Origin of the sequence: Bradyrhizobium sp. NBAIM18 (assembly GCF_020193825.1) — a bacterium.
Lineage (GTDB): Bacteria > Pseudomonadota > Alphaproteobacteria > Rhizobiales > Xanthobacteraceae > Bradyrhizobium > Bradyrhizobium yuanmingense.
The window spans coordinates 87,182-105,201 of the sequence record NZ_JADYVO010000008.1 but is presented as its reverse complement, the minus strand read 5'-3'; the positions used below and the strand labels follow the sequence as shown (position 1 = coordinate 105,201).

The following is an 18,020-nucleotide window of genomic DNA, read 5'->3' as shown; positions in this document are numbered from 1 at the left end:
TCAATGACCAGTCGCATCAATATCGCCTGTCTCGGCGCTGGCCGCATGGGCCGGGGCATTGCCGTTGCCTTCGCGTATGCAGGGCACAGGGTCACGATGATCGATATCAAGGCGCGTTCCGCGGAGGACTTCACCAAGCTGGAAACGGACGCGCTTGGCGAAGTCAGGAAGACCTTCGCCAGCCTGTCGAAGCTGGGGCTCTTGGCCGAAGCGGATGTCGATCCACTGAGCGCGCGCGTCTCGGTGGTCGCGGCCGGCGGAAGCGCTGCAATTCTGTCCGAGGCCGGCATGGTCTTCGAGGGCGTTCCTGAGGTGGTCGAGCTCAAGCGCGAAGTATTAACGGCGGCGTCAAAGCAGGTCGGCCCTGAAACGATCATCGCGTCGACGACCTCGACCATCCTCGTCGACGATCTCTCGGGCGCGATCGTGAACCCGCGCCGCTTTCTAAACGTGCACTGGCTCAACCCGGCCTATCTCATCCCGCTGGTCGAGGTTTCGCCCGGCAAGACGACAGACCCGGCCGTCATCGACGAGGTCAAGACGCTGCTCGAAGGCATCGGGAAGGTGCCGGTGGTCTGCGCCGCCACACCGGGTTTCATCGTCCCGCGCATCCAGGCGCTGGCAATGAACGAGGCCGCCCGCATGGTCGAGGAAGGCGTCGCCAGCGCCGAAGAGATCGACAAGGCGATCCGTTACGGCTTCGGCTTCCGCTATGCCGTGCTCGGGCTGCTCGAATTCATCGATTGGGGCGGCGGCGATATCCTGTACTACGCCAGCCGTTACCTCGAAGGCGCGCTTGGTAGCGACCGCTATCGCGCGCCGGAGGTCATTTCCCGCAACATGCACGAAGGCCGGATCGGCCTGCGCACGGGCGCCGGCTTCCTGGATTACTCCGGGATGGACGTCGATGCTTATCGCGTGAAGCGGTTGCAGGCCATGGTCGACCTGCTCCGGCACTTCGACCTCGCCCGGCCGCCCGTGCTCGATCGCGGCTACCCGAAGACGTCCTGAAGCACGCCTTCGCGGACGACCGCAACGCCGTCGAGCTCGATCGTCGTTCCCATCATCGGCAGGTCGAAATGTCCGGCCGTGTAGCGCCCTGCAAATTCATTCGCACCGGTCGAGAACAGGAAATTGCCCGAAACGGCCCGAATCTCTGTGCCGTTGGTGTCGCGCTGGTCATACATGGATAGTGCCTCATAGCGCGCACCGGGATTCATGCCGAAGCCGACATGCGACACGGCATAGGCTTCGCGATCGCCCCAGGCGGCGAGATACGCGCGCATCATCGCGGCATCCGTGCCCTCGCCTTCGAGTTCCACGACATAGTCGTCCTTCAGAGTCATCTTCACCGGCGAGGTCAGGTAGCGCTTGAAGGTCAGGTTGATGTCGCCGGGCGCCATCACCAGAGTGCCGTTGATGCTCCCGCTCTTGGGAAAGCTGACGACGATGCCGCCGGGCCAATGCGCGAGCGTGCCGGGCTTGTCGGTCCAGCCCCACACACCGACCGTCGACGCGCCGACCATATCGACATCGAGCGCCGTGCCGGCCTTCGAGGTGACACGCATCCTTTTCGTTCCGCGCAACATCTTGGCCGCGGCACGAACGCGTTTCTCGAGCGCGGAATCCGGCACCATGCGCTCCAGCGCTTCGGGATGCTCGTTAGAGATCACCAGGATCCGCGCGCCGGCTTTGAGAATCTCCGGCGTCTCCACCGCATGCATCAATCCTTCGATGGTGCAATCCACCACGAAGCCGGCCTGCTGAAGCGCCGTGATGACTGGACCAAGCTTTTGGATCGCCTCGCTCGCCCCGGTGGAGCGGACCGGAACGATATGCCGGTTACGCGGCGTCGGCATCACCACATGAAACGGCCGCGCGCCCATCCGCAGCAGGGCCAGCTCCGCGAGATGGACGTTCAACGCGCGTGACTGGGTCTCCGACAGGATCGCCGCGGTATCGCCGGCCTTGACGGCGCAACGTTCGAATATCTCGCAAAACGCGTCGATCCATTTTGCTTCGATACGATCAGCCAGCATGGTCCACTCCCGGTCTTCTCGATTCTTGTTTGTTACGCTTCGGGGAAGCCCCGGAGCAAGTACGAGCGCACGACTCCCAGCAACCCGTTCAGGACCAAGCCCAGCAGCGAGATCGTGATCAGCGGCACGAACATGTCGACGGCCTGGAAGGTTCGGGCCGCAGTCACGAGCGCGTGCCCCAATCCGTCCGTCGATGTGATCATTTCGGCCAGAAACACGACGATGCAGGAAATGACAAGGCCAATCCGGCACCCGGTCAGGATCGACGGCATCGCTGCCGGCAGCACTACCTTGAAGAGAATTTCGTAGCGTGACGATCCCGCAGCCATAGCCGACCAGATCAGCTTCTGCTCGACGGTCGAGGCACCGTAATAGGTCGACAGCAGGATCGGGAAAAGAGCGTCGGCAGCCACTAATGTGATCTTCGATCCGTGGCCAAATCCGAGCAGCAGCAGCAAGGCCGGATAGAGCGCGACCTTGGGCAAAGGCGCCAATACGCGCACGATGGGCCGAACCACGGCGTTGATCGCCGGATTGGCGGCGGCGGCAATGCCGATGCTGACACCGAGCACGACAGCAATCGCGAAGCCGGCAAACAGCCTGATCAGAGTCGCCGCGATCTCCTGCTGGAACGTCGAAGTCACGAGTTGATGCAGCAGCCGGCCGAAGACGAAGCCTGGCGGCGGCAGCAGAACTGCCGGCGCGAAGCCGAAAGACACCAAGCCTTGCCACAGCGCGATCACCAGTACGATCGGGGCGATCCCAAGAACGAGATTTGGCGAGAGAAGCCGCGACATCATGAAAAGCTCAGCGGCATGTCGAACTGAGGCTCGGACCAGCGCACCAGTCTGGCGCGGACCCGCTCAAAGATCGCGTCGAGACAAATTCCCATCGCCCCCACGATGATGATCATCGCAAAGACGGTGTCGTATTGGCCCATGTCGAGTGCATTGAAAAGGATGTTCCCGGCGCCGGACTGACGGGCAATCATCTCGCTGGTGATCATCGTGATCAGCGCCAGCACCAATCCCGTGCGACAGCCCGTGAGAATTTCCGGCAGCGCCGCCGGCAGCACGATGCGTACCAGGCGTTGCACCGGCGAGAGCCCCATCGCAGCACCCGACCAGAGCATCTTCTCTTCGACCGCCTTGGCGCCTTCGAAGCTGTGATAAATCACGGGCAGGCTAACGCCGAGAAAGATCACGAGCGTCTTCGTGATGTCGCCGACGCCCAGCCACAGCATGATGATCGGCATCAAGGCCGCCTTCGGCACCGGATAGATCACCATCAGCAGAGGATTGAAGAAAGCCGCAACAGCAGCGCTACGTCCCATCAACAAGCCAAGCGGAATCGACACCAGCACGGCCGCGCCAAATCCCATCGCCATGCGCCGGAGCGAGGCCAGAATGTTGATCAGGGATTCCTTGTCGCCAAGGATGTCCGGAATCGCTTTGATCGCTCCGATCGCGGTCGGAAAGCTGTCATTCTTCAGCGCCAGTGACGCGACCTGCCACACCACCAGCAATCCGATGCAGGCGAGCACCGGGGCAGCGCGCTTGGTCATGCCGGCCGCCGACATCACGCGGGCGCTCCGGCTTCGTCGCTCTCGTCGAACATGCGCTCGATGTCGACGACGTACTTCTGGTAACGCGGATCGAGCAACAGCTCGTTGCGGCGGCGCGGCCGCGGCAGGTCGATTTCGATGACCTGCCGGATTCGCCCGGGCGATTTCGACATCATGACGACCTTGTCCGAGAGGAAGACGGCTTCGTCGACCGAATGGGTGACGAAAAGCACCGTCTTGCGGTCACGCTCCCAGATGTTCAGAAGATCGTTCTGCAGGCGCGTCCTCGTGTGCGCGTCGAGTGCCCCGAACGGCTCGTCCATCAGCAGCACTTCGGGATGGTAGGCAAGCGTCCGCGCCAGCGCCACGCGCTGCTTCATGCCGCCCGACAGCTCCTTGGGATAGAAGTTCTCGTAGCCCTTGAGGCCGACCATCTCGATCAGGGCCCGGCTCTGCGCTTCGGCCTCGGTGCCGCGAATTCCTTGCTGACGCGGCCCATACATCACGTTGCCGAGCACAGTCTTCCAGGGAAAGAGCGCAAATTCCTGGAATACCGGTCCGCGATCCGGACCGGGCCCCGTGATCGCCTGTCCCTTCATCTTCGCCGCGCCGCTGGTTGGACTGACGAAGCCGCCGACAATGTAGAGCAGTGTCGACTTGCCGCAGCCGGACGGACCAAGGATGGAGACGAAAGCTCCTTCCTCGATCGTCAGCGAAATGTCCGAAAGCGCAACATGATCCTTGCGTGCCGAGGTCTTAAAGACCTGCGACACGCGGTCGATCTCGATGATTGCGGAAGCCGGGTCTTGTTGCGTCACCGGTCTCACCCATTCGCTCGATCTCGCAGATACTACCGTCATCCCGCCTTCCGTCCCACTCGCACGAGGATTCAGCGGCATGAGCTTAGCAAGAAGCCTGCCAGACAGGCTGTCATTTTCGCACCCGTGCGGTGCGTCATTCGAACCACGGCCATTCTGCCGGGCCTTCATGCGTCACGGCTCCGCCCGGCGCCTGCCCAACCAGCCGCGCATATTTTGCCAGCGCGCCTGCGCGGTGGCGAGGCGGGCGCGGCTTCCAATCGCGTCGCCGTGCGGCGAGCTCCTGTTCCTCGAGCAGGACATCCATCCGCCGATTTGCGGCATCAATCCGGATTCTGTCACCATTCCGGACGAGCGCCAGCGGACCGCCAACAAATGCCTCGGGGGACACGTAGCCGATGCACATCCCGCGGGTCGCGCCGGAGAACCGGCCATCGGTGATCAGCGCCACTTTTTCACCCATGCCCTGCCCGTAGATCAGTGCGGTGACGCCAAGCATCTCACGCATGCCAGGTCCGCCGACTGGCCCTTCATTGCGGATCACGAGAACCTCGCCCGCCTTGTAACTGCGGTCACGAACGGCTGCGACGCAGGCTTCTTCATCCTCGAAAACACGCGCGACGCCTTCGAAGAATTGGCTCTTCAAGCCCGCCACCTTGATCACCGCCCCATCGGGACAGAGGTTACCCTTCAGCACCGCGACGCCACCGTCAGGCATGATCGGCGCGCGAGCCGTGTACACAACCTCTCCGTCGGGCGCGTTGGCCACACCGTACTCTTCGGCAAGTGTGCGGCCTGTGATTGACAAGCAGCCGCCATCGATATGACCGCTCTGGATCAGCTCGCGAATGATGACCGCAGCGCCGCCGATATCGTAGACATCCTTCGCCGTATACTTGCCTCCGGGGCGCAGATTGCCGATCAACGGCGTCCTGGCAAAGACCTCCCCCACGTCATCGATGCTGAATGCAATTCCGGCCTCATTCGCGATCGCCGGCAGGTGCAGCGCGGCGTTGGTCGAGCCGCCCGTCGCTGCCACGATCGCCGCTCCGTTCTCCAGGGATTTCCGCGTCACGATGTCGCGCGGCAGCGGCCCGCCGTGGTTCAGCATCTCCATGATCAGTCGGCCGGCGCGTCGCGAAATCTGCGCACGCTCGGAATAGACACCGGGCACCATCGAGACGTTGGGAATGGTCAGCCCCATCGCCTCCGATACCATGCCCATGGTATTCGCGGTGAACTGGCCGGCGCACGCACCGATCGTCGGCAGGCAGGCGCGCTCGATGCGCTCGAGCGTGGCGCCGTCGATCTCGCCAGTCATGAAGCTGCCGACAGCCTCATAGGAATCGAGCACCGTCAGCGTACGTCCATCCACGCGCCCGGGCAGCGAGCTGCCGCCATAGATGAAGATGGATGGCACGTTGCAGCGGACCATTCCCATCATCACGCCAGGAAGGGTCTTGTCGCACCCGCCGTATCCGATCAGCGCATCGTAGGCCAACCCATGGACCACGGCTTCGATCGAGTCGGCGATCAGCTCACGCGAGAACAGGGAGAACTTCATCCCCTCATGATTCATGCTGATGCCGTCGGACACCGAAACAGTCGAGAACTCACGCGGTGTACCGCCGGCCTCCTCGATCCCGGTCTTGGCTGCAGCTACCTGGAAGTCGTGGGTCATGTTGCAGGGCGTCTGCTCACCCTTCATGCTGACGATGCCCACCATCGGCTTCGCAATCGCAGCGTCGTCGAGCCCCATGGCGCGCATGAATGCACGATGCGGCGCTCGGTCGAGGCCGTCTGTGGTGACTCGGGATCGCAACTTCTTCATATATGCATCTTCTTCGTGCAGCGTCCCGGATGGTCCGGAACGCCACGATGTTGGTTCGGTAATTCGCCCCGCTTCTATTGCAGCGGCGCGACGATCGACGGATGCTTGAACTGTGCGACATCCAGCTTCGGCAGCATTCCTGTTTCTGCATAGATATCCAGCATCTTCTGGATCGCCGGGAAGTTCGGCGCAGCACCCGGATCGCGGCCGAAATCATTGTCCTTGAGCAAGTAGGTCTCGAGTACCGGAATGGGGGCTTTCAGCACTTCATTGACGACCTTGAGAGTCTCCTCGCGGTTCGCGAGTGCCTTCTTCATGCCCGAGGTAATATCGCGGACATAGGCCTTGACCAACTCAGGGTTCTTGTCGACGAAATCGGCACGGCAGGCTTCCAGAATGTGCACGATGTTCGGCATGGCCTGGGAGAGCGAGAACAGCTTCCTTGTGCCGCCCTTTGCCTCCGCGCGCGCAGCAAACGGCTGGTTCATGTTGACCGCGTCGACGCGGCCTTGGCGCAGCGCGTCCTCGGAGACGGCAAAGCCGACCTCGACCAGCTTGATGTCCTTGGCCGGATCGACGCCATTCTGCTTCAAGAGCAGATTGAACGGCCCTTGCGTACCGCCACCGATCACGGAAATGCCGACGGTCTTGCCCTTGAGATCCGCGATTGTCTTGATGGGCGAGTCATCCTTGACGGCCCAGTAAACCGAGAAACCGCCGGGCATCTCGAAAACGTGTTGCGCCACGATATAAGCCTTGAGATTGCCGCCGACGACACCGTTGGAAAGCGAGAGCGGCGCCTGCGTCGCGCAGTCCAGTGCACCGGCCGCCAAGGCCTGCGTCATCGGCGCGGTGCCCTGGAATTGGGTCCATTCGATGTTGTAGGCCTTGCCGAGATTGGGGAATTCGGCCGGCCTGCGCATCATCCAGTACTTGGACTCTTCCGCAGGGATGGTCCAGCCGACGCGGATCGTCTGCTGCCCCCATGACGGGCTTGCGCCCGCGCTCACGGCGGCTGCCGCCCCCAAAGCCAGGATCCACTTCGAAACGGTTCGCATCGTTCCACTCCGCTGCTCCGGCGCCGACTGGCGCCCCAACCCGACCGCCTCAAATGTTTCATGGTTCAAACAATCAGGCAAGCCATGCGAGGTGGGCGATCTTGCCGGCAGGTACGCAATGTATGGTAAAGCGGCGTCTGCGACAGAAGGAGGCAACCTATGGCTGACGGCAGCAAGAACGGCACCGAGAAGCTCGGCTATCTCGGCCTCGGACTCATGGGAACGCCGATGACCCGACGCCTGCTGAAGGCCGGCTATCAGGTCGCTGTCTGGAATCGCTCGGAGGGCAAGATGGCGCCGCTGGTCGAGGCTGGCGCCAAGCGCGCGGTCACGCCGCGTGATCTCCTGGGGAGCTCGGATATTGTCTTCTTGTGCGTTACGGATGCGGCGGCGGTGGAGGAGGTGATCTTCGGGCCCGAAGGTCTGGCAGCGGCCCCTGGCGCGGGCAAGCTTGTGGTCGACTTCTCATCGATCCATCCCGACGCGGCGCGCGATCTCGCGACGCGGTTGAAAGACGCGAACGGTGCGGGCTGGATCGATGCGCCGGTGTCCGGGGGCACGAAGGGCGCCGAGGAAGGCACGCTCGCCATCATGGCAGGCGGAGAAGCTGGCGACATCGAGAGGGTGCGGCCCTATGTGCTGGCCATGGCACGCAGGTTCACGCACATGGGCCCGGTCGGCGCCGGCCAGACCACAAAGCTGTGCAACCAGGTGATCGTCGGATGCGCGATGGCCGTGCTCGCGGAAGCAACCCGCCTTGCCGTGAACGCCGGAATTGACGCCAACCGATTGCCCGAAGCGCTCGCCGGCGGATTTGCGGATTCCATCCCGCTCCAGCTGTTCGTGCCGCGAATGGTCAACGGCATTCACAGCCCGCCGCTCGGCCACATCGCCACGATGCTCAAGGATCTCGATACGGTCGCCGATGTTGCACAGGCAACCTCGACGCCAGTGCCGATGGCCGCGCTTGCCGGACAGCTTTTCAGGCTGGCGAAGGCCGCGCGAGGTGCGGACGCGGACGCGCTGGAGATCTACAAGCTTTCGGCGGCAGAGCGCAAAGCGCTCTAGGGGCGCATTACCGCCCGTTCTTGCGCTCATCGTCGGCCATGAAGCGACCGAACGCTCCTCGCGCAAAGAGCAGCGGCTCTTTCGCATTGTAGGTATATGCCTCGACCGCGCCGAGAAAGATCACATGGTCACCACCATAATAGCGATTCACGGAGCGGCATTGAAAGTTGGCGACGCTCTCGGCGAGCACTGGCGCGTTGCCGAGGCCAGGGGTCCAGTCGACGCCTGTGAACTTGTCGTCCGACGATTTTGCGAATTTGTTTGCGAGCGCCTGCTGTGAAGCGCCGAGAACGTTGACGCTGAAATGGCTGGCGTTCTGGAAGATGGTCAGGCTCGAGGAATAGACGACGAGGCTCCACAGAACCAGCGGCGGATTCAGCGAGACCGAGGCGAAGGAATTGCACGTCAGTCCGTACGGCTTGCCGTCGGGCGCTGCCGCTGTGATGATCGTCACGCCCGTTGCATAAGTTCCAAGCGCGTTGCGAAAGTCGCGAGGATCAATCTGCGAGCTGTCGCTCGCGAACTCATTGGCGGGATCCGGCGCGCGAGGCTGCTTCGGCAGGTCATTCATCGGCCGACCTCACAGCGTGAGATTCTCGGAGGGCAGGCCGAGGGCCACCCGTCCGTAGTTGGTCCCGGCCGCATCGAAGTTGAACGCGAGATGTGAGTTGATCGCGTGCGCATCGCGGAACTGCCGCTGTAACACGCCGCTCGTGAACAGCCCGCGCGCGCCGCTCGCGGCAAACAGCATCGAGACCGCGTCCGTGCACAAGTTCACGGAAAAGGATCCGTCGCGGCGATATCTGGTCTTGGTTGCCATGTCAGGAATATGGCCGCGCCGTGCGGCTTCCATGGCATCGAGACAGGCCGACCGCATGATCAGGCGCGCAGCGTCGATCTTGGCCGAGGCCTCCGCGATCTTGATCTGCGTGCTTTGAAAATCGCTCAGCTTGGCGCGGTTGTACGTCGAAATACGATGACGCGCGACCTCCGTATAATCGTCGAGGCACGCCTGTGCATTCCCCAGCGCGACACCGGAGAGGACGTAAGGAAATAGCGAGAAGACAGGCAGCGTGTACAGAGGATTCGGATTGACCGCGCTTCCCGGCGTGGGGCCACCTGAGAGGTTCCCTACGGCGACCGTCATATGGTCAGCCACAAAGGCATCCCTGACCTCGACGTCGCAAGAACCTGTCCCACGCAGTCCGGCGACGTTCCAAGTGTCCAGCACCTTGTAATCGCCGCTCGGTAGCATAAAGATTCGATACTCGATGCCGTCGGCATCGTCGTCGGAATAGACCACGCTCGCAAGCATATTCCATTCGCAGGAGGCAACGCCCGAGGAGAATGGCCAACTGCCATGCAACTGGTATCCGCCCTTGACCCGCGTGGCGCGTCCGGCGGGGAAAATGAACGAGGACGCGATCAAAGTATCCGGATTGCGGCCCCAGACCAGATCCTGCGCCTTCGGCTGGAACATGCCGAGCATCCAGTGATGGCTCGCCAGATTGGCGAGATTCCAGGCAACCGACGCATCCGCCTGCCCGAGCAGCTCAGCGCAATCGACGAGGGCGACATAGTCGAGCTCAGCGCCACCAATCCGGGCCGGTTGCAGCATCCGGAACAGGCCGGCATCGTGGAGATCCTTTTCGGTTTCCGCCGGAAGATGCCGCAGCTCCTCCGTCCGTGCCGCCCGCTCACGGAGTCGCGGCAGAAGCGCCCGGGCCCTCGCGATCATTGACGCATAGATCTCACCGCCGGCTTGCAAGCCTGCGGGCTGGGTCATGCTCGGCTCCTGGCCAGGCGCCATTCGTGTCCCTCGCTTTCACACATTTATGCGGCGGGACCTTCGCCAAATCAAGCCGAGCCAGTGCCTCAAGTCGACCTTGGAGGCTTGACCGAGCCAAAGGCGCCCTTCTCGCCAAAATCCGCGATCCGACGTTCGTCGTAGCCGAGCGTATCTTGCAGGATCTGCTTGGTATGCTCGCCCAAAAGAGGTGCCGCGACGGGGTCGACCGCGGCTGTCAGGCTCATCGTAATCGGTGGCTCGATGTTGGGCACCCACTCGGCTGTCGGATGCGGAATCCGGTTCAAACGATGGCGCTCGCGAGCCTCGGGGGCGTTGAAGCCCTCCTCGACCGTCCGGAGATAGCCGACGGGGATATTGGCCAGCTTCATCTTCGCCATCCAGTTTTCGAGCGTATCACTGGCGAAGACTTCGGCGATGGCTGCCCGCAGGAGCTCCTTGTTCTCCGAGCGGGCTTTGCGCGTCGCAAACCGCGGATCGGTGATGAGATCGGGCCGATTCAGCACCTCGACCACAAGCCTGCGGTAGAGCCGGTCGTTGGCGCAGGCCATGTAGAGCGGCCCATCTGAGGCCTCGTAGACGCCGACGGTGGGAGACCCGCTCGGCGAATTGCCGAACCGGCCGGGGTTTTCGCCGTTGATGAGATAGGCCATGCCGTAGAAACCGGTCATTCCCATTGCGACGTCGAACAGGGCAACTTCGACATGCTGCCCCCGGCCGAGCCGCTCCCGCGCGAGCAGCGCCAGCAGGATGGCATTGCAGGCGGACATCCCCGTCGCCATGTCGACAATTGGCGGGCCGGTGCGAACCGCCGGGCCGTCGGCAAATCCATTAAGCGACATGAAGCCGCTTTCCGCCTGGGTGATCGGATCGAAGCCTGGCCGGGAGGCAAACGGTCCGCTGCGTCCGTAGGCGGAGATCGAGCAATAGACCAGCCGCGGGTTGAGCGGCGCGACCGATTCATAGTCGAGCCCGAACTTCTTCATGACCCCGCTCGAAAAATTCTCCACGACCACATCTGCCTTGCGGATCAGATCCAGCGCGATCTCGCGCGCCTCCGGCACAGCAAGATCGAGCGCGATGCCGCGCTTGTTGCGATTCAGGCTGAGAAAGGCGGCGCTCTCGCCTCCAATCTCCGCGTGCTCATAGGCGCGCGTGTCGTCGCCGCCATCGGGATTCTCGATCTTGATGACGTGCGCACCGTAGTCGGCGAGCGTCTGGGTGCAGGCCGGGCCAGCGACCACACGCGTGAAATCAACGACCAATAGGCCATCCAGCGCGGTCGGGCCTCCCATCCCATGCGAGGCACGTACCGGCAATTGAGGCTTGGTGGGCATCGATCGCGCTCTCCCTTACATCGGCTTATGGCCGCCGAATTTCCTGCAAGAGCAAACTTAAAGCCCGGCGCCGCCGACTTCGCAAGTCCCACGCCCGCATCGCTTCAATACGCAAAAAGGACCCGGCAGCGCTCAGGCTGCCGGGTCCTCGGACGTTCCAGACGCGTACTGGCCGTTAGATAAACGGCGCGTTCCGTGCGGCGGCAAGCCTGCTCAGTGAAGCCACTTCCGCCAATAGAGCGTATGCGCCCAGGCCCAAGGGGTCTCGGGCTCGAACAGCCGATAGCCCGTCTGAATGAAGTTATTCGCTGATACCGGGTTGTCCGTCGTATCGGAGACAATGCTGTCCCATCCGATACGCCGCGCCCTCGCCTCCACCGCACGCATCAATCTGCGCTGAAGGCCGCGTCCCCAATGCCGTTGCAATACGCCAACTCTGGAGAAATAGCCGGCGTTTCGAACGCGGGTCGAGGGCACAATTCCGGCGAAGGCGACTGCGTCCGCGTTGTGATAAGCCATCCACCACGCGCCGAGGTCGAACGTGGGCATCGCCGCGGCATCGAAGAACGTGAGCCGATGCAGATCGGCGAGGGTCTCGGCAACGTCGTCATCGGACGCATCGACGATACGGATTCTGTACATGAAGTGGCTCATTGCGTCGGAAGAGCTTGACCGGGCGCCGGTGACTTCGCCGCCGCCGCGAAGGCTCACTTGCCCAGTACGACCTTGACGCCGAGCCAGACCGCTCCCATCAACCCGGTGGCAATGACGGTGATCACTGCCTTGAAGGTGTAGCTCTGGGCCTGCTCCACGCTCTTTCGCCACCTCCGCAAGTGCTGAAAATCGGCTCGCAGTTCTTTTCGGTCGTCATCCTCGATGCCAAAAGAAGCCAGCACCGAGGCGACCGCCTTCAACACGATCGCATCGATGCTCTCCTGCTGGAGCCTGTGCTGCTCGGCCAGCGTCTCGGCCACAATGGCCCTGATCTCGTCGTCTTGCATCCTCATCGCTTGATGATCCTTGCGACATTCTCGAAGCCGCGCTTGGCGAAATAGAATGAGACCACAAGATTGGCGGTGATCGCCGCAAATCCCGCCAGGGCGTCTGTCGAGCCCAATCCGAGAACCTTGTCCCAGACAAGGAGCTTTGCGAAATAGAGCGCGACGCAATAACCCATCAGCTTGTCGGGCTCGTAATGGCGAGCGAGATCAGGTAAGCGGTCATCTTCTCTCCCAGTGAAAACAAATGCGCGGCAGATCGCGCGAAGAGCGCGATCGTTTCGGGCGCGAACCCTATCTCCGTTGAACCCGGAGACCGCAGCGGCGCGGGCAACAAGCCCGGCGCCGCGGGCCGGCACGTTCGCGCGTGCACGGCCAGCAATAGGTTCGGACGACGGCGCGCCGATCGGCGCTCTCTCAACGCGTTATCAAGCGAGTGCGTGGCCGCAATGCGCCGCCGCCGTCCGATTCCAAAATCGAGAACGAAAAAACCCGCGGCGGATCGCGTTCCGCGCGGGTGAACCAAACTCGTCTCGATGATGGCATTATGCCGGTGTTTTGCCCGACGTGTCAAAACCTTCCGCTGAATTGAAAAAGCCCGCCGCGGATTGCGTCCCGCGCGGGCCAACTCAAACTCGTTTCGATGATGCCATTCTGCCAGTGTTTTGCCCGACGTGTCAAACGAACGAATTCGCACAAGCCGCGTTGGACAATCAGGAGCGACCGGCCATGACCATCAAGACGACCTCCCGCGGCACATCGCAAGACGAGACCTCGCCAAATCTTCCGCGCTCAAAGCCGCGCATCGACAAGGAACGCGCCACGCAGCAGGCGATCGTCGAAGATGCCGACGTGGCGGTGGACGACGGCCGTGATCTCGCGCATGGCGAGGGCGGCAGCATCGATCTGCCCACACAACCCGGCGATTTGGCGAAGGACGATTAGCCCGCGGCACAAGCGGCGCGCATCTCGATGATGCCATTGTGCCGGTGTTTTGCCCGACGTGTCAACGCGCCGAACAGGCGAGAGCCTCATCTCCCACCTCGATATGTGGTGCGGAAGGGACTTGCTTCAAGCCCCCGGTGATCGCGTAAGACCCCTCGGCCTGAACAACCAGTCGAGGGGTCACGACATGCCTTTCCCGCTTCCGACGTCACGCTCGCGCGGCCGAACCAGCGCGGAACGCGCAACTGCCGCCGGCCATCAGGTTGTCATCGCCGGCGCCGGCCCGACCGGCTTGATGCTGGCCGCCGAGCTCGCGCTGGCTCAAATCGACGTCGCAATCGTCGAGCGGCGCGCGAGCCAGGACATCGTCGAGACGCGCGCCGGCGGACTTCACGCGCGCAGCATCGAGATCCTCGATCAGCGCGGCATTGCCGAGCGCTTCCTGCGCGAAGGGCAAATCACCCAGCTCGCCGGCTTCGCCTGGACCAGGCTCGACATCGGCGATCTCCCCACCCGCCATCCTTATGGGCTCGCGCTGCGGCAGAACCAGATCGAGCGCCTGCTGGCCGAATGGGTCTCCGAGCTCGCGGTGCCGATCTATCGCAGCCGCGAGGTGACGGGCTTTGCGGAAGACGACACCGGCCTCGACGTCACGCTGTCCGGCGGCGAGCGCTTGCGCGCGCTTTATCTCGTCGGCTGCGACGGCGGCCGCAGCCTGGTGCGCAAGAGCGCCGGCATCGACTTCCCCGGCTCAGAACCTTCGCTCAGCAACCTCATGGCCGAGGTCGAGATGCGCGAAGAGCCCCAATTCGGCCTGCGTCACGACGCGCTCGGCTTCCACGGCCTCAGCAAGACCGAGAGCGGGTGCGTGCTGGTCGTCGTGACGGAAGCCGAGCTCGCGCGCAGCGGCGAGCCGAGCTTGCGCGATCTCAGCGAGGCGCTCGAAGCCGTGTACGGCACCGATTTCGGCGTCAACAACCCCGCCTGGATCTCCCGCTTCACCGACGCGGCGCGGCAGGCCGCGTCCTATCGCAGAGGCCGCGTGCTGCTCGCCGGCGATGCCGCGCACATTCATCATTCCGTCGGCGGCCAGGGCCTCAACCTCGGTGTGCAGGACGCGGTCAACCTCGGCTGGAAGCTGGCGCAGGTGATCCGTCGCATCTCGCCCAACAGCCTGCTCGACACCTATCACGGCGAGCGCCATCCCGTGGCCGCGCGCGTGCTGAAAAACACCATGGCGCAGATCGCCCTGCTCCGCCGCGGCGACGACGGCCGCAAGGCCGCGCGCGAGGTGATCGCCGAGCTGCTCGCCATGGACGAGCCGCGCCGGCACCTAGGCGCGATGATGAGCGGGCTCGACATCGCTTACGATCTCGGCAAAGGCCACGCGCTGCTCGGCCGCCGCATGCCCGATCTCGATCTCGTGGCGGGCGGGCGGCCGCTAAAATTGTTCACGCTGCTGCACGGCGCGCGCGGCGTGCTGCTCAATTTCGGCAAGCCGGGCGGCATCGACATCACGCCCTGGCGGGAACGCCTCGCGATAGTCGATGCCGATTATGACGGCGACTTGCAGCTTCCGGCCATCGGAGCGGTCCCCGCGCCGAGCGCGGTACTGGTGCGGCCCGATGGTCATGTGGCCTGGGTGGGAGATGGGAGCCAGCACGGACTTGCGGAGGCGCTGACAAGGTGGTTCGGGCGGGGTGATGCGTAAAGCACGAACGCCTCTGCGCCGCCAAAACAAACAAGCCCGCGGCAGATCCGCGGGCTTGTTCCGAACTTTTCGATGATGCCATTCTGCCAGTGTTTTGCCCGACGTGTCAAATGAAGGCTCTCGCTTCACCACAGATGTCATTCGGACCGGAGCAAAGGTCGTATCCAGCGCGAGAACCATTCCTCACCATCATCGCGCGGATGGACGGAGCCGTCCACTCCGAAGATCGGTGGAGGAATGAGGTAGCTCGGCTCGTCCGCAAACACGCCGATCGGCTTGCTGGGTTGCGGCTGCTGGCCGCGAGCGGCCGGGATAGTCCAATTGCCATACCGATCGTCGAATGCGGTAGACGGCAGATACGGGACTGGCGCACTGCCCGTCGTGAACACGTTGCCCGCGTTCGTCTCATTCACACGGGCAGGACGCCGGACATCTTCGGGCGCGACTGATGCGCTTAAGCGCAAGACTCCTGATTGAAGCGCTTGCGGCTGCTCAGTTGGTCCCTCAGAGGTCTCGTCCTGATTTCCGCGGCGCCCCATCGCCAAGGGCGTTGCGATCGTTTTGGCATCTTCGTTCGACCAGGGGGCCGCATTCAAGCCGCCAACATAGCTGCTCGTCTGGTCGCGATTGAATGGATCATATGCGGGCGCTCCGGTGGAGAACACTCCTCCGTCGCTGGTCCGAGCAGTTGCCAGCGTCGGTACGCCAGCAGCTAGCCCAGCGACCGCTGCCCGAGCCCAGACAGGCGAGAATTGCGGCGCTAACACCGCGGCCGCGGCAAGTCCTGCTCCCATGTAGAGGCCAGCGGGCGGCGTTGCATGAGACGGAGCGGGGGGGTCCAATATCGGTGAGCGTTCGGAGAATGGAAGGGGCCAACCGGTTGCTGGATCATACTTGAGCACTAAAGGATCCTCGGCCACCCCGGTGGTCGGAGGTAGTTGTCCAAAGCCTTGAGGATTGGTCGCCGGAAATCCCGGCAACCCGTACGTGATAAGCGGATTGCTAGGCGTAAATCCTTCCGGTTCGTTGATTCCCTCAAGCGACGGCGGAATAAAACCTGGCAAACGCGTATTGACGAAGGGCGGCACCAGGCCCGGAAGATCGGGGACAGGTCCGACTTTGGTAAATTGCAGCGAGATAGGAGAGCCTTTCGGCGAACGCTTCAGGATTGCGATCCTCTCTGCCATGCTGAGACCGCTGGTTGGAGAGAGAACCGGAAAGTCCAAGGCCGCGTCCGCGCGACCGGCAGCGAGGAATTGGTCCACTGTCTCCTGCATCTCCCGGATCTGCGTCTGATGATCGGCGGCGTATGCTCTCCAGTTGTCGAACCATTGCTTGTTCACCGCATTTGCGTTTTCGGTGGTCATTCCCGTAGGAGTATTGGCAAATAGATGACCGCTCGCCAGCGCGTACTTGGCGGCCGCCACGAGTGCGTTTACGTCCGACACCAGCTCATCGAGCTCATGCGAGTCACCCGCGAGAGCCGCCGCGTACCTCGTAGATTTTTCTACCTCCTTAAGGTAGTCGCCGAACCCCTCATGATACGCCCCCAGATGGCCGCCAGTATGAGGGCTCGCAGTCAGATCGGTTGCCACCGATTGTGCGGAGGGCAAATTCATACGATTTCGAATTGCGTCAACTTCGAACCGTCCACGTAAAAAGCGGACGACCGGGTGGTCGGCGAAATGCTGAAGTAAAATGTGGTGATTTTGAAACATGAAATTGCGGCTCCTGCCGTGCGCCGGCATCCGAGCTGCTCCTGAATGCAGCCGGCGTTCTGGTTTGAATGCTGTTTGGATGGCCTGCAGCGGGGGAGGCCGGCCGCTGGATTTGCGGGTTGTATCGTCCGACGTGCCGGTAAACGTTGTGGCACGAAGCTGTTGCCGACGTCGGCATCTGCCGGAAGGCTTCGGGACAGCGGAGCGCTTGGCTACATCACGTAGATCGGGGGAATCCCCCGCGCCAACAACACGCAAGCACCTTCGGACGCGGGCGGTTCACGTGCGTTGATAGATCATTGAGTCTTGGGAGACTTTCGACGGTATCTCAGTGCGCTACGTCTGGGATCAACCCCAATTGATGTAGGGATTTCCGAATCTTAGACCTTTCAGGCCTGCAGCCTTACAAGCATCCTTCATTGCTTGACTACAAACAACTTTGTTCAAAAAGCGGGCTCGGAAGATATGAGCCGAACCGATGACCTCTTCGCGAAAGACGAACGTGGAATCCATCGCCGTGCCGACATACCGCCTGAAATCAGTCCCATCGTCCAGGACTTTGAAGTTCGACTTCTCCTCATCGATGACATCGAGCTCACGGACGATGTCGCAGAGCCAATATACCGGTGCTTCTCCTCTCAACGACCGCGTTTCGCATCTCAGAAAAGCAACCCCCTCTCTGTCCACCGACTCGAGAACGTTTTTCATCCGATCGGACACGAGCCAAAAGTCGTGAAATGGCTCCCAATCGGCCGGCGGCCGCCCGAGAGATCTGGCGATCAGCAGCCGCGGCGTTTCTAGGAGCGGAGGAAAGCTTCGCTTGCCTCGTGGTGAATACAGCACGGGGCCAACGCCCAAGGCGTCGAAATTTTCCATGTTCCAACCGGGCGACGTGCTAACTCTAATATCCCGTTCGAACTTGTATAGCTTTGACGACTTTTTCTTTCGCGCTGCAATACCTGACTCGGGCATCGTTTGTCGCTCCCTTGCCTATCGCTCGGCCCACGGCGCTTCTCAGAGCTTTGAAGTTCTCAAGCCGATTTCTTTGCGCACCATGGACTTGCACGTGGAACAAGGCTTGCGCGCAACAATAAAGCCCGCGGCTTCCCGCGAGCTTGATCGGCCT

General features: G+C 62.4%; 18 protein-coding genes. 4 read left to right on the top strand and 14 right to left on the bottom strand.

The window, feature by feature from the left end:
* Positions 1–3: 3 nt before the first annotated feature.
* A complete protein-coding gene (locus I6F17_RS19610) occupies positions 4–1,011 on the top strand; it encodes a 3-hydroxybutyryl-CoA dehydrogenase (protein WP_225125622.1) in 1,008 nt (335 codons plus the stop codon).
* On the opposite strand, the gene I6F17_RS19605 is transcribed toward I6F17_RS19610, so the two are convergent.
* From I6F17_RS19605 to I6F17_RS19580, 6 genes are all read right to left on the bottom strand, one after another.
* Entirely contained in the window at positions 993–2,039 is a 1,047-nt protein-coding gene (locus I6F17_RS19605) for a peptidase M29 (protein WP_225125620.1), read from the bottom strand. The genes I6F17_RS19610 and I6F17_RS19605 overlap by 19 nt on opposite strands.
* Positions 2,040–2,071: 32 nt before the next feature.
* Complete coding sequence (locus I6F17_RS19600; protein ID WP_225125617.1) at positions 2,072–2,839, bottom strand: ABC transporter permease subunit; 768 nt, start codon at positions 2,837–2,839, stop codon at positions 2,072–2,074.
* On the bottom strand, positions 2,836–3,621 hold the full coding sequence (locus tag I6F17_RS19595; RefSeq protein WP_225125605.1) for an ABC transporter permease: 786 nt from the start codon (positions 3,619–3,621) through the stop codon (positions 2,836–2,838). The genes I6F17_RS19600 and I6F17_RS19595 overlap by 4 nt, the downstream gene beginning before the upstream one ends.
* The gene (locus I6F17_RS19590; protein WP_225125602.1) at positions 3,618–4,463 is read right to left on the bottom strand and encodes an ABC transporter ATP-binding protein; all 846 of its coding nucleotides are present in this window, start codon (positions 4,461–4,463) and stop codon (positions 3,618–3,620) included. The genes I6F17_RS19595 and I6F17_RS19590 overlap by 4 nt, the downstream gene beginning before the upstream one ends.
* A 94-nt stretch (positions 4,464–4,557) precedes the next feature.
* Positions 4,558–6,252 (bottom strand): dihydroxy-acid dehydratase, encoded by a 1,695-nt coding sequence (ilvD, locus tag I6F17_RS19585; RefSeq protein ID WP_036028926.1) that lies wholly within the window; start codon positions 6,250–6,252, stop codon positions 4,558–4,560.
* Between the two features lie 74 nt (positions 6,253–6,326).
* A complete protein-coding gene (locus tag I6F17_RS19580; RefSeq protein ID WP_109143003.1) occupies positions 6,327–7,310 on the bottom strand; it encodes an ABC transporter substrate-binding protein in 984 nt (327 codons plus the stop codon).
* 159 nt (positions 7,311–7,469) lie between these two features.
* Here I6F17_RS19580 and I6F17_RS19575 point away from each other — a divergent pair, with 159 nt between their 5' ends.
* On the top strand, positions 7,470–8,378 hold the full coding sequence (locus I6F17_RS19575; RefSeq protein ID WP_225125593.1) for an NAD(P)-dependent oxidoreductase: 909 nt from the start codon (positions 7,470–7,472) through the stop codon (positions 8,376–8,378).
* Positions 8,379–8,385: 7 nt separating this feature from the next.
* Here the strand turns inward: I6F17_RS19575 and I6F17_RS19570 are convergent, their stop codons facing one another.
* From I6F17_RS19570 to I6F17_RS19545, 6 genes are all read right to left on the bottom strand, one after another.
* A complete protein-coding gene (locus I6F17_RS19570; RefSeq protein WP_036007598.1) occupies positions 8,386–8,949 on the bottom strand; it encodes a flavin reductase family protein in 564 nt (187 codons plus the stop codon).
* Between the two features lie 9 nt (positions 8,950–8,958).
* Positions 8,959–10,164, bottom strand: a complete 1,206-nt coding sequence (locus I6F17_RS19565) for an acyl-CoA dehydrogenase family protein (protein WP_225125591.1) — start codon at positions 10,162–10,164, stop codon at positions 8,959–8,961.
* A gap of 89 nt (positions 10,165–10,253) precedes the next feature.
* The gene (locus I6F17_RS19560; RefSeq protein ID WP_109143000.1) at positions 10,254–11,522 is read right to left on the bottom strand and encodes a CoA transferase; all 1,269 of its coding nucleotides are present in this window, start codon (positions 11,520–11,522) and stop codon (positions 10,254–10,256) included.
* 213 nt (positions 11,523–11,735) lie between these two features.
* Positions 11,736–12,164 carry a GNAT family N-acetyltransferase gene (locus I6F17_RS19555; protein WP_225125717.1) on the bottom strand — a complete coding sequence of 143 codons (429 nt, stop codon included), beginning with the start codon at positions 12,162–12,164 and terminating at the stop codon, positions 11,736–11,738.
* A 65-nt stretch (positions 12,165–12,229) separates the two neighbouring features.
* The gene (locus tag I6F17_RS19550; protein ID WP_225125589.1) at positions 12,230–12,529 is read right to left on the bottom strand and encodes a hypothetical protein; all 300 of its coding nucleotides are present in this window, start codon (positions 12,527–12,529) and stop codon (positions 12,230–12,232) included.
* A complete protein-coding gene (locus tag I6F17_RS19545) occupies positions 12,526–12,699 on the bottom strand; it encodes a hypothetical protein (RefSeq protein WP_167456548.1) in 174 nt (57 codons plus the stop codon). Before I6F17_RS19545 ends, I6F17_RS19550 begins: the two co-directional genes overlap by 4 nt.
* Before the next feature lie 550 nt (positions 12,700–13,249).
* On the opposite strand from I6F17_RS19545, the gene I6F17_RS19540 reads away from it, so the two are divergent.
* Both I6F17_RS19540 and I6F17_RS19535 read left to right on the top strand, forming a co-directional pair.
* Entirely contained in the window at positions 13,250–13,465 is a 216-nt protein-coding gene (locus I6F17_RS19540; protein WP_225190440.1) for a hypothetical protein, read from the top strand.
* A 187-nt stretch (positions 13,466–13,652) separates the two neighbouring features.
* Positions 13,653–15,176: an FAD-dependent monooxygenase gene (locus I6F17_RS19535; RefSeq protein WP_225125585.1), complete on the top strand. Its 1,524-nt coding sequence runs from the start codon at positions 13,653–13,655 to the stop codon at positions 15,174–15,176.
* 137 nt (positions 15,177–15,313) lie between these two features.
* On the opposite strand, the gene I6F17_RS19530 is transcribed toward I6F17_RS19535, so the two are convergent.
* Positions 15,314–16,924, bottom strand: a complete 1,611-nt coding sequence (locus tag I6F17_RS19530; RefSeq protein WP_225125583.1) for a hypothetical protein — start codon at positions 16,922–16,924, stop codon at positions 15,314–15,316.
* 318 nt (positions 16,925–17,242) lie between these two features.
* Positions 17,243–17,866 carry a DUF1629 domain-containing protein gene (locus tag I6F17_RS19525; protein ID WP_225111963.1) on the bottom strand — a complete coding sequence of 208 codons (624 nt, stop codon included), beginning with the start codon at positions 17,864–17,866 and terminating at the stop codon, positions 17,243–17,245.
* Positions 17,867–18,020: the final 154 nt, after the last annotated feature.

Bases quoted from the DNA above. Each gene is read 5' to 3' on its own strand.
- I6F17_RS19555 (WP_225125717.1), bottom strand. From the start codon at position 12,164: ATGTACAGAATCCGTATCGTCGATGCGTCCGATGACGACGTTGCCGAG.
- I6F17_RS19580 (WP_109143003.1), bottom strand. From the start codon at position 7,310: ATGCGAACCGTTTCGAAGTGGATCCTGGCTTTGGGGGCGGCAGCCGCC.
- I6F17_RS19525 (WP_225111963.1), bottom strand. From the start codon at position 17,866: ATGCCCGAGTCAGGTATTGCAGCGCGAAAGAAAAAGTCGTCAAAGCTA.
- I6F17_RS19560 (WP_109143000.1), bottom strand. From the start codon at position 11,522: ATGCCCACCAAGCCTCAATTGCCGGTACGTGCCTCGCATGGGATGGGA.
- I6F17_RS19610 (WP_225125622.1), top strand. From the start codon at position 4: ATGACCAGTCGCATCAATATCGCCTGTCTCGGCGCTGGCCGCATGGGC.
- I6F17_RS19600 (WP_225125617.1), bottom strand. From the start codon at position 2,839: ATGATGTCGCGGCTTCTCTCGCCAAATCTCGTTCTTGGGATCGCCCCG.
- I6F17_RS19565 (WP_225125591.1), bottom strand. From the start codon at position 10,164: ATGACCCAGCCCGCAGGCTTGCAAGCCGGCGGTGAGATCTATGCGTCA.
- I6F17_RS19575 (WP_225125593.1), top strand. From the start codon at position 7,470: ATGGCTGACGGCAGCAAGAACGGCACCGAGAAGCTCGGCTATCTCGGC.
- I6F17_RS19590 (WP_225125602.1), bottom strand. From the start codon at position 4,463: ATGACGGTAGTATCTGCGAGATCGAGCGAATGGGTGAGACCGGTGACG.
- I6F17_RS19535 (WP_225125585.1), top strand. From the start codon at position 13,653: ATGCCTTTCCCGCTTCCGACGTCACGCTCGCGCGGCCGAACCAGCGCG.
- I6F17_RS19530 (WP_225125583.1), bottom strand. From the start codon at position 16,924: ATGCCGGCGCACGGCAGGAGCCGCAATTTCATGTTTCAAAATCACCAC.
- I6F17_RS19570 (WP_036007598.1), bottom strand. From the start codon at position 8,949: ATGAATGACCTGCCGAAGCAGCCTCGCGCGCCGGATCCCGCCAATGAG.
- I6F17_RS19540 (WP_225190440.1), top strand. From the start codon at position 13,250: ATGACCATCAAGACGACCTCCCGCGGCACATCGCAAGACGAGACCTCG.
- I6F17_RS19545 (WP_167456548.1), bottom strand. From the start codon at position 12,699: ATGGGTTATTGCGTCGCGCTCTATTTCGCAAAGCTCCTTGTCTGGGAC.
- ilvD (WP_036028926.1), bottom strand. From the start codon at position 6,252: ATGAAGAAGTTGCGATCCCGAGTCACCACAGACGGCCTCGACCGAGCG.
- I6F17_RS19550 (WP_225125589.1), bottom strand. From the start codon at position 12,529: ATGAGGATGCAAGACGACGAGATCAGGGCCATTGTGGCCGAGACGCTG.
- I6F17_RS19605 (WP_225125620.1), bottom strand. From the start codon at position 2,039: ATGCTGGCTGATCGTATCGAAGCAAAATGGATCGACGCGTTTTGCGAG.